Source organism: Embleya sp. NPDC025285 (assembly GCF_055558835.1).
Window position 1 is genome coordinate 40,977 of sequence record NZ_JBVHLU010000019.1, and the last position, 12,387, is coordinate 53,363.

General features: G+C 70.8%; 11 protein-coding genes. 3 read left to right on the plus strand and 8 right to left on the minus strand.

The window, feature by feature from the left end; genetic code table 11:
• The first annotated feature begins 5 nt into the window (after nucleotides 1-5).
• Entirely contained in the window at nucleotides 6-1,154 is a 1,149-nt protein-coding gene (locus ACZ4FV_RS15250; protein WP_402232806.1) for an NAD(P)/FAD-dependent oxidoreductase, read from the plus strand.
• Nucleotides 1,155-1,288: 134 nt separating this feature from the next.
• Here ACZ4FV_RS15250 and ACZ4FV_RS15255 read toward each other — a convergent pair whose 3' ends face one another.
• From ACZ4FV_RS15255 to ACZ4FV_RS15285, 7 genes are all read right to left on the minus strand, one after another.
• Nucleotides 1,289-2,539 (minus strand): MFS transporter, encoded by a 1,251-nt coding sequence (locus ACZ4FV_RS15255; protein WP_395859223.1) that lies wholly within the window; start codon nucleotides 2,537-2,539, stop codon nucleotides 1,289-1,291.
• 10 nt (nucleotides 2,540-2,549) lie between these two features.
• The gene (locus ACZ4FV_RS15260; protein WP_395859224.1) at nucleotides 2,550-3,119 is read right to left on the minus strand and encodes a GNAT family N-acetyltransferase; all 570 of its coding nucleotides are present in this window, start codon (nucleotides 3,117-3,119) and stop codon (nucleotides 2,550-2,552) included.
• Complete coding sequence (locus ACZ4FV_RS15265; protein WP_395859225.1) at nucleotides 3,116-4,339, minus strand: type III PLP-dependent enzyme; 1,224 nt, start codon at nucleotides 4,337-4,339, stop codon at nucleotides 3,116-3,118. Before ACZ4FV_RS15265 ends, ACZ4FV_RS15260 begins: the two co-directional genes overlap by 4 nt.
• 37 nt (nucleotides 4,340-4,376) lie before the next feature.
• Nucleotides 4,377-5,690, minus strand: a complete 1,314-nt coding sequence (locus tag ACZ4FV_RS15270) for a DUF6271 family protein (protein ID WP_465322749.1) — start codon at nucleotides 5,688-5,690, stop codon at nucleotides 4,377-4,379.
• Nucleotides 5,672-6,739, minus strand: coding sequence for a phytanoyl-CoA dioxygenase family protein (locus ACZ4FV_RS15275; RefSeq protein WP_395859227.1), 1,068 nt, complete (start codon nucleotides 6,737-6,739; stop codon nucleotides 5,672-5,674). The genes ACZ4FV_RS15270 and ACZ4FV_RS15275 overlap by 19 nt, the downstream gene beginning before the upstream one ends.
• Nucleotides 6,740-7,951: 1,212 nt before the next feature.
• Nucleotides 7,952-8,185 (minus strand): hypothetical protein, encoded by a 234-nt coding sequence (locus ACZ4FV_RS15280; RefSeq protein ID WP_465322750.1) that lies wholly within the window; start codon nucleotides 8,183-8,185, stop codon nucleotides 7,952-7,954.
• Between the two features lie 65 nt (nucleotides 8,186-8,250).
• Nucleotides 8,251-8,643, minus strand: a complete 393-nt coding sequence (locus tag ACZ4FV_RS15285) for a type 1 glutamine amidotransferase (RefSeq protein WP_395859229.1) — start codon at nucleotides 8,641-8,643, stop codon at nucleotides 8,251-8,253.
• A gap of 329 nt (nucleotides 8,644-8,972) precedes the next feature.
• On the opposite strand from ACZ4FV_RS15285, the gene ACZ4FV_RS15290 reads away from it, so the two are divergent.
• A complete protein-coding gene (locus tag ACZ4FV_RS15290; RefSeq protein ID WP_465322751.1) occupies nucleotides 8,973-10,682 on the plus strand; it encodes an amidohydrolase in 1,710 nt (569 codons plus the stop codon).
• A gap of 274 nt (nucleotides 10,683-10,956) precedes the next feature.
• Here the strand turns inward: ACZ4FV_RS15290 and ACZ4FV_RS15295 are convergent, their stop codons facing one another.
• Nucleotides 10,957-11,160 (minus strand): hypothetical protein, encoded by a 204-nt coding sequence (locus ACZ4FV_RS15295; RefSeq protein WP_395859231.1) that lies wholly within the window; start codon nucleotides 11,158-11,160, stop codon nucleotides 10,957-10,959.
• 554 nt (nucleotides 11,161-11,714) lie between these two features.
• Here ACZ4FV_RS15295 and ACZ4FV_RS15300 point away from each other — a divergent pair.
• The gene (locus ACZ4FV_RS15300) at nucleotides 11,715-12,368 is read left to right on the plus strand and encodes a DUF6230 family protein (protein ID WP_395859232.1); all 654 of its coding nucleotides are present in this window, start codon (nucleotides 11,715-11,717) and stop codon (nucleotides 12,366-12,368) included.
• The last annotated feature ends 19 nt before the right edge of the window (nucleotides 12,369-12,387 follow it).

Here is a 12,387-nt window from a genome sequence, read left to right on the forward strand (position 1 = left end):
CCTCCATGGGCGGTCTGCGGGCCGCCGAACAACTGCGCGCGGCCGGCTGGACCGGCGGGATCACCGTCGTCGGCGACGAGCCGCACATGCCGTACAACCGGCCGCCGCTGTCCAAGGACGCGCTCGCGGGCGGGGTCTCGCACGCCTCGCTCGCCTTTCGCCTGCGGGCGAGTTGCGCCGACGTGGACTGGCGGCTCGGCCGGGCCGCCGTCGCGGCCGACCTGACCACCCGGCGGATCCGGCTCGCGGACGGCGAGTGGTTGTCGTACGCGGGCCTCGTGGTGGCCACCGGCCTGCGTCCACGCCGGTTGACCTGTCCGGGGCCCCGGGACGGACGGCACGTCGTGCGCACGCTCGACGACGCGCGACACCTGCGCGCGGCACTCGGCCCGGGCCGCCGGGTGGTGGTCGTGGGCGCGGGCTTCATCGGCTGCGAGGTGGCCGCGACCGCGCGCTCGCTCGGCGCCGAGGTGACGGTGGTGGGCCCCGAGGCGGAGCCGATGTACCGCCCGCTCGGCGTCGAGTTGGGCGCGGCGCTGCGCAGGCGGCATCTCGCCCGCGGCGTGCGGTTCGAACTCGGCCGCACCGTACGCGAGTCGACCGGGGATCGGTACGTCGCCGGCGTGCTGCTGGACGACGGCCGGGAACTGCCCGCCGACGTCGTGGTCGAGGCCGTCGGCTCGATCCCGAACACCGAATGGCTGGCCGGAAACGGCCTCGATCTCGGCGACGGGGTGCGCTGCGACGCGCTCCTGCGCGTCGAGTCCCGCCCCGACGTGGTCGCCGTGGGCGATGTGGCCCGGTTCGTCAATCCGCGCTACGACGACGTACCGCGCCGGATCGAGCACTGGAGCATGCCCACCGACAGCGCCAAACGTGCGGCCCGCACGCTCGCCGCCCACCTGGCCCGCACGGACTGCGACCCGACGCCGTTCGCGCCGTTGCCGACGTTCTGGTCGGACCAGTACGACGAGCGCCTCCAGTCGTACGGCGCCCCGGGCCTGGCGGGCACGGACGTGCGCCTGCTGGAGGGCGATTGGGACGGGGATTGCGCGGTCGGCTATCACCGGGACGACGCGCTGGTCGGGGTGGTGGCGCTGGGCGGCAAGGCGGTCGCGCTGGCGACGAAGTACCGCCGGGAGCTGGTCGGTTGACCTACGCCCGGCGGCGCCGCACCCCATGCCGACCACGCGGCATCAAGCACCGGCGTCGGTCACCCGGCAGCAAGCGCCGGCATCAAGTACCGGCGCCGAGCGCCGACTTCAAACGCCGACTTCAAACGCCGACTTCAGGCACCGGCGTCGGTCAACGGCTCGACGTCGGCGACCGGTTCGGCCGGCGCGACGGCCTTCGCGATCGGGTCCTTCTCACCCAGGTCGGTCCAGCGGATCCGCGTGGCGCACACCGAGACCAGCAGCGCCGAGGCGGCCACCGCGCCCATGCCCCACACCAGGCTGCTGCCGCTCGCGATGAAGCCGATCAGCGCCGGTCCGGCCAACAGGCCGGTGGTGCCCATCGCGGCGACCAGAGCCAGCGCGTCCGAGCCCGCCCGGGCCGCCGCGACGTACACGCACGGGGTCACCGCCGCGATGCCCAGGCCGACGCAGGCGAAGCCGATCAGCGCCGGCACCACGCCACCGACCAGCAGTGCGACCGCCAGCCCCACCCCGGCCAGCGCGCTGCCGACCCGGACGATCCGGCCGTCGCCCCACCGGCTGCGCCAGCCGTCGGCGAATACGCGGGCCAGCACCATCATCACCGAGACCACCGCGATGCCCAGCGGCGCCACCTCCGAGGCCGCGTGCGCGACGTCCTTCATGTAGAGCGCGGACCAGTCGTTCATCGCCCCCTCGGTCACCGTGCCGAACGCCATCGCGCAGCCCATCCAGATGGTGATCCGCGACGGCAGGGTCAACCCGCGCCCGCTCCGCTCCGGCGACTCCTGTGGCTCGGCGGACTTCTCCGCGGGTCGATCCTCGGTCAACAGGCCCGACCGGGCGAAGCCCAGGAGCAGCGACAGCAGCACGCAGGCCACCGCGAAGTGCGCGGTCAGGTTCGATGTCACCGCGTTCATCCCGGACGCCAGCAGCGCGGCGCACAACGAGCCGGCGCTGAACGTCGCGTGCAGTTGGGACATCGCGGTGCGCTGATGGGCGACTTCGAGCGCGGCGCCCTGTGCGTTCATGGCGACGTTGAGGCACCCGACGGCCACCCCGTCGCAGCAGATGATCACCAGGGCCACCGGATAGTTCGGTGCCGCGGCCAACGCGAGCAGGAGCAGGCCGAGCACCGAAGCGGACAACAGCGCGAGGAGTCGCGAGCCCAGGCGCTTGGTCAGGATCGCCACGAGCGGGAACGAGGCCGCCGCGCCCGCTCCGCACGCCATCAGCAGCAGGCCGACCTCGGCCTCGCTCAGGTCGAGCCCGGTCTTGAGCGCGGGCAGCCGCGAGGCCCAGGTGGCGTACTGGAGCCCGAGGAAGCAGAACAGGGCCGCGATCGCCACCTGGGCCCGGCGGAAGTCGTCGCGAACGCGAAACATGGGTATGCGCCTACTTCGTCGTGTGGGGACGATCCGCGGCGCGGACCATCGACGGGTGTTGCCTTCTCGATGCGGGGCCCGGGTGCACCGCCGTGGACATGTACACCGCGTGCGCGCCGTAACTCGCGGAAAGCGGGACGTCGGGAACGGCGGCGAAGCCGTTCGCCGCCCAGAACGCCTCGCTGCCGCGGACCGCGATCAGGGAGAGGCGTTCGTACCTCTTGGTCCGCGCCGTCGTCATCAGCCGGTCCAGCAGATCGCGCGCGAAGCCGTTGCCGCGATGACGCTCGGCGACGACGAGATCGTGCAGGTGCAGGTTGCGCGAGTGGAAGACCACGTCCTCCGCGCGGGACAGGTCCGGATACCGGAACATCGGGTACGGCAGGGCCAGCACGTAGCCCGCCGGTCGTCCTTCGACGTCCAGCACGAAGCACGTGGCCGGCGACGAGCGGGCGCGCGACTCCAGCGCGTGCCGCTCCTCGGACAGCGCGCCGTCGGCATACGTGGCGGCCTCCAGCGCGACGATGTGGTCCCAGTCGTCCTCGGTGATGTGTCGTATGCGTGCGCGTGGGCCCGTCACCGCAGACCTTCCAGGACCAGATCGGCGCGCCGGGGCGGATTCCGGCGCCGAACGTTGTCGCGATCGTCGGAGTCGCCGTCGGTCCACGTGTAGGGAAGCGGACCGAAACCGTTGAACCCCAGGGTGGTGTAACTGGTGACGTACGCGCCGCAGGAGACGATCCAGACCGGATCCCCCGAGGCGACCGACTCGGGCACCCGGGTGAGGTTGTCCCGGTGCGGGTAGGCGTCGTCGCTGTCGCAGGTGGGGCCCGCGACGACGGCCGGCACGAACTCCGCGTCGTCGTGCGTGGGAAAGACCAGTCGATACTGCAACTCGTCCATCTCGTAGAGGCCGTTGAACTTCCCGCAGCTCAGGTACAGCCAGTACTGGCGCTGTCCGTCGAGTTGTTCGCGCGCGGACAGCCGGGAGACCCGGGCCCGGATCGCGCCGTTGTCGGCGACGAAGTAGCGTCCGGGCTCCATCAGGAAGTCCAGCGGGGTCGCGGACACCTCGCGCAGGCGCGCGATGCCCTCGCGGATGACCGAGAACATCTTGTCCATCGGGGGGTGCAACGGCCGGCCGTGCCGGTCGAGGTAGCCCAGGGCCGGCAACCCGCCGCCGAGATTGACGTGGTCCGGGAATATCCCGCGCCGATTCAGGTTCGCGAGCACGACCGCGATCCGGTCGCAGGCGTCTCGCCAGGGCTCGGTGGTCATCTGTTGGGAACCGACGTGCACCGACAGGCCGGAGGGGATCAGGCCCAGCGCGTGGGCCTCCTCCATGACGAGCACCGCGTCGGCAGCGGAGCAGCCGAACTTGCGGCTGAGACCCCACAGGGCTCCCTCGCCGCTGGTGGCCAGTCGGCAGAAGACCCGGGCGCCGGGCGCGTGGGCGGCGACGGCCCGCACGTCCTCGAGGCTGTCGGTGGCGAAGTCCCGGACACCGAGCCGATATGCGTCGGCGATGTTCCGGTCGGACTTGATGGTGTTGCCGTAGTGGATGCGATCGATGGGTACGCCGGTGGCGATCGCCTGCTCGATCTCCCGCGGGCTTGCCGCGTCGAAGCCGGCGCCCTTGTCGGCCAGACAGGCGAGCACCTCGTCCACGGGGCAGGCCTTCATCGCGAATCGGACGGAGATGTCGGGCAACTCGCGCAGCAGGGAGTCGTATCGCTCTTCGATGCCGGCGAGGTCGAAGACGATTCGGTCGTCGGTGGAGGCCGCCAGGGCGGCGCGCATACGTGCGTTTACGTGCATGATGTCGGTCCGGGTCCCACTATCGGTGCGGTTCGTGGACGCTCGTGGCCTTGCTCGCGTGGATCAGCGCCGCCCATGCCTCGATCAGCAGCGCGAAGTCTTCGATGTCCGCCTGGGCCTCGTCGAGCAGTCGCGGGCCGCGCTCGGCCAGCGTGTCGGCGAACGCGGCGTATCGGCCGCCCAGCCTTCGGTAGGACCGGTCCAGACTGCGCAGCCGTCGCACATTCTCGGCGTGGTCCAACCGGGCGCTTTCGCGGGCGAGTTCGGCGATCGAGTCGGGACGGACGTGTCCCTCGGCGTCGAGGAGCGCGTCGCCCTTCGTCGCCATCCGGGCGTAGATGAAGTTGAAGTGCAGCATCGACAGGAAGAACTTCGTCAACCGGAGCTGGTAGGCGACGAACCCCGAGTCGGTTCGCCGTTCCGGCGTGTAGAAGTTCACGATGTGGCGGTTGTGCAGGACGCCCGGCAGCGCGGCGTCGTGCACCAGGTGCATGAGGAAGTAGTCGCTGCCGATGGTGTCGGTCGCCGGCGGCAGCGGAACCCGCTCGTACACCTGGTGGTGGAAGCCGATGTTGCACATGTCGATCCGCATCGGGTCGACGATGGTCAGCGTCGAGTGATCCCGGACGAACGGGGCGGTGCCGGCTCCGGTGAAGGATTCCGCGACCAGGGTGCGCTTTTGCTGCTCCGACCACTCGGACGGGGCCCACAGGCCGACGATGTCGTGGTAGGCCACGGGGTCGATGCGCTGGATCTCGCCGATGTCGACGGAGAGTTCACCGACGAACGAACCGCCCGCCAGGACCACGGGCTTGTCCGCGTGTGCCGGATCCAGCGCGGTCTCGCTCACGCCGGACGCCGCGTCGCCGGCGCGCTTGCCGAGCGATGTCAGCTCGTGGTGGATGGGGAAGACCGGTTCCCCCTCGTGGGTCTGGTAGGTGCTGTCCGAGTCCCGGCGGTGGATCGACGCGCACCCGAGCGCGGCGGCGATCAGGAAGGCGCGGTTGGTGCAGGCGCCGTACGACACGGTGTTCGGCAACATCAGGTCCAGCAGCAGATCCGGTTTGCCGACGCCGGCGCGGTCGATCACCGCGCACAGGAAGTCGCGCTGCCGGGCCTCGTCGAGATGGTGCACGATCACGTTCGCCGACTCGGGCGACGCCTCGACGACTTGGGCGTGAGCCGCGTACGCCCGGGGGCCGGAAGAATCGAGAATCAGCAGGTGCACCTCGACGTCGAAGTGCTGTGCCGCATAGGCGGCTTCCTCGCCGATCGCGGAAATCGTGGCGGCGCACGCCCGGTTGGTGGGCAGGGTCAGGCAGATTTTGCGCATGCCGGCTCTCCGGTCGCCTGTTCGTTGTCGAGTCCGCTCCAGGACCGCAGTCCCAAAAGCTTCTCGCCGAGGTCGTCGAGGGTGGCGGTGCCGTAGCGCAACGATTCGTGCTTCGTCGCGTCGCCGACCAGTGTCTTGTTCCAGTCGGGTGTGCTCAGGTGCCGCCACGACTCGACCCGGGATCGACGCTGCTCGTGGTGGGACTCCAACGCGGGCATCATGGACAGGTACTGGACCGCTCGCACGCCGTTCACCGAGGTGTTTCGGGCCACGCCGTGGGCGAGCAGACCGTTCCAGATCAGCAGGTCGCCGGCTTCGAGTTCCGGTCGGATCACCGGGAACTCGGTGCGGTCGACGGCGGGTCGGATCGGGTCCCGATCCGCGGGCTGTCCGGCCTTCCACTCGCCGAAACGACGGAACAGCTCCGGAGAGCACTGGAATCCGCCGTGGTCGGGTCGGGTGTCGTCGAGCGCGATGATGCCCTGCACCCGCTGCGGCGGTATCTCCAGGGTGGTGTCCACGTCCCAGTGCAACTCGATGTCGAATCCCTGGTCCGTGGGCGCGATGAGGGCCCGATCGCGGTCCCGGATGTTGGGCGGGTTCAGATTGAGCCGATCCAGCGTCACCCACAACTCCTCGCAGTCCCACACGTCCACGAACGCGTCGTAGACGCGCCGGGTCTGCCTGCTGTCCCAGATGAGCTGGTGGTGGTAGGCCTCGACGAAGCCGTAGATGTGCAGTTCCCGGTCCAGGTCGGAGCGGAACTGCCGATCGTCGCGGTACCAGTCCTGCGGTCGGTCCGGGTCGAGCCCTTGGAAGTCCCACGCGAATTCCAGCAGGCGGGCCGCCGCGGCGGCCGGGATGGCCTCCTTGACCACGACGTATCCACAGGTCTGCCAGAAGTCGAAGTCCTCCTCGGACAACACCCGCAACGGCCTCGACTTCTTCAGATCACGCAGCGGTGTCGGCGCCAGGTACGTCTCACCGTCCGCGCTGTAGTAGGGGATATCCGAGGCTGCTCGATACGGATACGGGTCGGGCGTCGGCATCTGACCACTCCAGGGCTCGAAGTTCTTCCGTGAATGAGCGAATCGACCGCTCTCGGCGGTGGTTCGGGCAGGGGGCATCGCGGCCCGTGCCGAGTACGACCTCGACGTGGTCGCCCTCGTCGTCCGGGCACGACAACGAGCGCCGAGCAGGCGGACGCGCCGGTCCGAGAACGGTGAGCGCAGCTGAGTCGCGGTCTGTGCAAGGGAGTTCGTCCCGGGCGGGCGCGGCCGAGGGCTGCGATCCCGACCGACGGGCGACTCGCCCCGGTCCGACCGAGGGCAGCACACACCGCAACCTCGGCGGGCCGCTCGTGCCGCGGGGAGTCGCCGGCTGTCGCCGGTCGCGGAACGAGCGTCGAGTGAGGCTGCCCGGGTGCTGTGAGAGCTCATCCGTACAGCGGTGAGGGCCGTCGCCCCGAGACGGTGGCGAACGACGGATCGCGATGCGTGGACCCTTCGGTGATCCCCGAGTCCCCCGACCCGCGGTGGAATCTCGCGAAGGGCTGAACGGGCTTTACGGCAAGCAGACTTGGTAAGAAAGCGCACCACCGCGCCCGGTCGGTCGCGCCGCGGAGGTCGTGGTTCTCCGCGATGACCGAGCCGGGATTCCTACCTCCTTGTACTCGGTGCCGCGCACAGGGCGCGCACACCCACAGCGGACGTACGGTCCCGGCCCGCGCTCGCTCGATCAGCGGGCGGCCATGCCGGAACACACACCTCTCCGATCCCCGCTCCACTAGGTTGGTCTAGACCAACTTTCAGTGTCAACCCCCACGTTGATCCTTTTTGCAACCGTCCGCGGACGCGCGGTGACGGACGCGGCGGGCCCGCGCGACGGGGTACGGTGGGCGTGCCCCGAAGTGTCGATCGGCCTTTCCGAGCAAGGCAGTTCGTAGTCGAACCCGGGATGAACGCGGCGGATTCCGCCTGTGTCGGCGGCTCGAATACCGGGTGTCCGGGGCATCGATCCGGTCCGCCGTGCTCCTCGCGCACGGATTCGCGGGCCGCGCCTATCCATCGGCGCGGCAGCGCGTGGCCGAGAGGCCCCGATGCGGCGGCGAGGCCCCCGCGATCCTCGCGAGGTGCCCTCGGATCCTCCGAAGCGGCAGCAGGAGGCACCGGGCCCGAACCGGCCCCTCGGTGCGCGTCCCGATCAGGGCACCCACCGAGGGCGGCCTTCCGAGGGCTCTCGGCCGGCGGGCCGGCCGCGGCTCAGAGCTTGGCCACGTCCGCCGGGAACGCGTCCGCCGGCGCGTCGGCCCGTTCCCGGCCGCCCGCCTCGATCCGGCGCAACTCCGCGACGTTCAAGCCCAGGTCCCGGGCCAGGGCATCACCGCCGCCGTCCAGCCAGGCGCCCACGGTGTCCGGGGTGACCTCGGGGTGGAACTGCACGCCGAGCGAGCGGCCCAGCACGTACGCCTGCGGTCCCGCCGGCGAGCGGGCCATCTCGCGCCCGTCGGGTGGGACGGTGAAGCGGTCGAAGTGCCAGTGGTACCACGGGCAGGCGGAGATCAGGTTCGCTCGTGCGATGAGACGGCGTGCCAGCCGTGCTCGAACCTCGGCGCCGGCTCGGCGGTTCCGCCGAGCGCCGCGGCCGGCGCCTGGGCGCCGAAGCAGATGCCCAGGACGGGTACGTCCGCCCGGACCGCCTCGGCCGGCAGCGCGAGTTCGTCGCCGATCCAGGTGCCGATCGCCTCCGTGTCGTACGCCGACCACGGCGCGCCGAGCGACATGACGACGTCGAAGTCCGTCGGGTGGGGGAAGGCGACGCGCACATCGGGGGAGTGGAAGCGTTGCGCGGGGACGACGGCCACCTCGTACGGCGCGAATCCCCGTTCGGCCAGTCGCGCACCGACGTACCCGGCATGCGAGACGTGGTCGTGGCGAATGATCAAGGCGCGCACCGGAACCCGACCTTCCGTCGACACATCACGACAAACCGACCCCACATGATCCGAACAGGACCGAACTCCATCGAACCGAACCCAGTCGTTTCGATGCGTTCGGAGCCCGATCCCCTTCGGGGCTTATTTGAGTCCAAACGATAGGTGGGTCGTCCGCCGATCGCAAGGCCGGGTCGTCGTTCGGTGGATCGTGCCCGCCCGGCTCCTCGTTCGGCGTCGAAGAATCCGCTCCCGGGTCTTGTGGTGGGTCGGGGTCCTCCATATCGTTTGGCCTCAAATAATATCGGGTGTCGACTCCCCGGTGTGTCGTCGCAACCCAAGGAGCCCGGATGCCGGACCGCGCCGATCTCGTCCTGACCAACGGCCGCGTCCTCACCGTGGACGCCGAGTTCACCGTCGCCGAGGCACTCGCGGTACGCGCCGGCCGGATCGTCGCGGTCGGGTCGGCCGTCGAGATCCGGCCACTGATCGGCCACGGGACCGAGGTGATCGATCTGGCCGGGCGTACCGCGCTGCCCGGGATCAACGACTCCCACCTGCACGCGTGCGCGTTCGGCGCCACCCGCCCGCCGCTCGCCGTCGACGTGTCGTACCCCGCCGTCGATTCGATCGCCGACATCGCGGTCGCCGTCGCCCGACACGCCGAGGCGCTACCGCCGGACGCGTGGGTGATCGGCAACGGCTGGGACATCGGCTACCTGGCGGAGTGCCGGGCGTCGAGCGCGTTTGACCCCCGATCCCCGCACCGCCGGGACCTGGACGCCGTGGTCGCCGATCGACCGGTCCTGCTCTACGAGTTCAGCGGGCACACCGCGTGGCTGAACACCCGCGCCCTCCAGGTCGCGGGCATCGACCGGAACACGATCGCGCCACCCGGCGGCATCATCGAGGTGGACGCCGCCGGCGAGCCCACCGGGCTGCTCCGAGAGGGCGCCCAGAACCTGGTCAACGCGGCCGTGCCGCCGATGACCCGGGCCGAACGCGAGCGGGCCGTTCGTGCGGCGGTCGCGATCTGCCACGCCGAGGGCATCACCAGCTTCACCGAACCGGGCCTGGGCCCCGGCGGCGGCTCGTTGTTCCTCGGTGCGGCCGGCCCGGAGACCCTCTCGGTCTACGCGGATCTGGCCCGCACCGGCGAACTCGACGCCAGGGTGAGCGTGTTGCTGCTCCCGCTGGCGATGGGCGAGGCAGCCGACATACTGCCCGAGCGCTTGGCCGAGCCGCTCCCGGACGGGATCGCCGACCTCGACCCCCGACTGCTGCGAATCCTGGGCGTCAAGGTCTTCGCCGACGGGATACCGCCTAGCCGTACCGCGTGGATGCGCGAGGAGTACGTCGGCGGCGGCAACGGCTGCCTGTGCATGCACGGCGACTCGGACACCCTGCGGGTGGACGAACTGCGCGCCATCGTCGGGCACGCGCACGCCGCCGGACATCAGATCGGTGTCCACGTCACCGGCGATCGGGCCATCGACGCGCTGGTCGAGGCGTTCGAGGAGGCCGCCCGCGCGCACCCGCGGCGGGACGAGCGCCACTACGTCATCCACGGCGACTTCTGCACGCCGCGCAGTCTGCGTACCCTCGCCGAGCACGGCTGGGGGGTGAACATGAACCCGGCGATCAAATGGACGATCGCCGACCTGATGGACGACGTGGTCGGCCCCGAGCGGTCCGCCTACCAGTGGCCGGTACGCAGCGCCGTGGACGCGGGCATCGCGGTCACCGCGAGCTCGGACGCGCCGATCACCCACCCCGACTGGCGCCGCGGCGTGTCCGCGATGATGCTGCGCGAATCGAAGGCGACCGGTCGGGCCAGCGGTCCCGAGCAGTGTGTGGACCTGGCCACGGCGGTGCGCGCGTACACGATCAACGCCGCGCGTCAGGACTTCGCCGAGGACTGGAAGGGCTCCCTCGAGCCGGGCAAGGTCGCCGACATCTGTGTCCTCGACGGCGACCTGACCATCACCGGCCCGCGCGAGATCGCCGATCTCCCGGTCGCGCTGACCATCTTCGACGGCCGGATCGTGTATGCCGCGTAGGTCGGCGTCGCCCCCGAGGAAGGAATGCCCATGCCCGCCCCACGCCTGATCCTGGTACTCGGCGAGAACTGGACGCCGACCGACCCGCGCGACCTGCCGGCTCTGCCGCGGATCGCGGTCGAGGCCGGAGTTCACGGCGGGCGTGGCCGCGCGCATTTCCGGTTCGGTGTACCGCGAGCTGACCGGCACGCCGCATACGCAGTCCCTGGAACGGCCCGACGCGGTCGGTGCCGCGCGAGGACCTCCTTCCGCGCTGCTGACGCGAGCCCCGCCGCTAGGGCTGGACCGCCAGGTGTGTCGGGGCGACCGGGACGTTGACGGTACGGGTGCCGCCGAGCAGGCCCCGCAGGGTGAAGGCGACCTCGACCTCACCGCCGAACAGCTTGGCCACCACGTAGCCCTCGGCGTCCGCGGGCACCACCTGCCGCAGGCCGCCGTCGAGCAGCCGGGTCGTCCTGACCTTCGTGCCGATCTCCATCGCGTCTCTCCCGCCGTCGGATCGAGGGGCGAACCCAGTACCCCGAAGCCCGGCGAAGAACACGGCGATTGCGCCGAACGGAGGGCCGAGGCGGGGACGGCGGCCGAGCGTGCGGTTCAGCGCGCCCGGCACCGCCGATCGGCACCGGCGGCAAGGCCGGGGAGGCGTTGCGCACCGCCACCGCCGACGGGGAGTTCGTGGTGGTGCTGCCGACCGCGGCGGGCATGATCGGCGCTCTGCTCGTCACCCTCGCCCTGCACCGGCCTCCCACCCCTCGAGAGCGCGGAGAGCACCGCCCCGATCCGCGAGGAGGTACGAAATGGCGGCAAGTTATGCGGAGTTCGTTGACTTTTATTCAAATCGAAGCCTACTCTCGGGCCCGGCACGGTATACGCACAGCGTCGAAGGCAACTCCGCTCCGCCGTCCCACCGCACTCGAGTACGGCCCACTCCACCACTCCGCCGCGCTGCCCTTCGGCGTCCACCGTGCCGTGCGTGCGTGCGCGTCGCCTCGGCGACCCGTGAACGGCCAGGTCCCACGAGAGGGGAACACAGTGTCCGCACGAAACGGCTCGGCCGCACAATCCCACCTCGACACGGTCCCGTCGGCGGAGGCCGACGAGGGCGGCACCGGTTGGCGGCGCGCGGGGGCGCTCGGCATCGTCGGCCTCGGCGCGGTCGGCTTCCTCACCCTGGCCATGGCCCAGGGTGCGTTGGCCGCCTCGTTCGCCGTCTCCGGGGCAAGCTTCCAGGTCAGCTCGGGCAAGCTGACCAGCGCCGGACTGTCGTCGTACGTGAGCACCAACACCTCGCTCGACGGCAAGGGCCACCCGGTCTCGATGCTCGCCATCGGCGATGCCACGCTCAGTGACATCTGCCAGTCGGCCAAGGTCAAGACCCCGCTGGGGGACATCACCTTCAAGCTCACGGCCGGCGGCGACGCGGGCGAGGTGACCGCGAAGAACCTCATCATCGGTGCCGAAGACCTGGTCGGCGACGCCCGGTTCGGGACCGTGGAGATCGGCCGGGACGCCTCCACCCTGGACAAGGTGCCGGGTGCGCAGGGTGAACGCGGCACGTTCGGACTCCAGGCCGGCGACGTCACGGTGGCCGGCGTGCGCTCGCACGCGTGGTCCGCCACCGGCGGCACGTTCAACCTCAAGGGACTGCGGGTCGGGGTGAGCCTCGACGGCCGGGGCTGCTTCTGATCCCACGTCACCGCTCTTG

Excerpts from the sequence above, each read along its gene's own strand:
- ACZ4FV_RS15250 (WP_402232806.1), top strand. The coding sequence starts at position 6 with ATGGGCGGTCTGCGGGCCGCCGAACAACTGCGCGCGGCCGGCTGGACC.
- ACZ4FV_RS15255 (WP_395859223.1), bottom strand. The coding sequence starts at position 2,539 with ATGTTTCGCGTTCGCGACGACTTCCGCCGGGCCCAGGTGGCGATCGCG.
- ACZ4FV_RS15265 (WP_395859225.1), bottom strand. The coding sequence starts at position 4,339 with ATGCGCGCCGCCCTGGCGGCCTCCACCGACGACCGAATCGTCTTCGAC.
- ACZ4FV_RS15270 (WP_465322749.1), bottom strand. The coding sequence starts at position 5,690 with ATGCGCAAAATCTGCCTGACCCTGCCCACCAACCGGGCGTGCGCCGCC.
- ACZ4FV_RS15275 (WP_395859227.1), bottom strand. The coding sequence starts at position 6,739 with ATGCCGACGCCCGACCCGTATCCGTATCGAGCAGCCTCGGATATCCCC.
- ACZ4FV_RS15280 (WP_465322750.1), bottom strand. The coding sequence starts at position 8,185 with ATGGCCCGCTCGCCGGCGGGACCGCAGGCGTACGTGCTGGGCCGCTCG.
- ACZ4FV_RS15290 (WP_465322751.1), top strand. The coding sequence starts at position 8,973 with ATGCCGGACCGCGCCGATCTCGTCCTGACCAACGGCCGCGTCCTCACC.
- ACZ4FV_RS15295 (WP_395859231.1), bottom strand. The coding sequence starts at position 11,160 with ATGGAGATCGGCACGAAGGTCAGGACGACCCGGCTGCTCGACGGCGGC.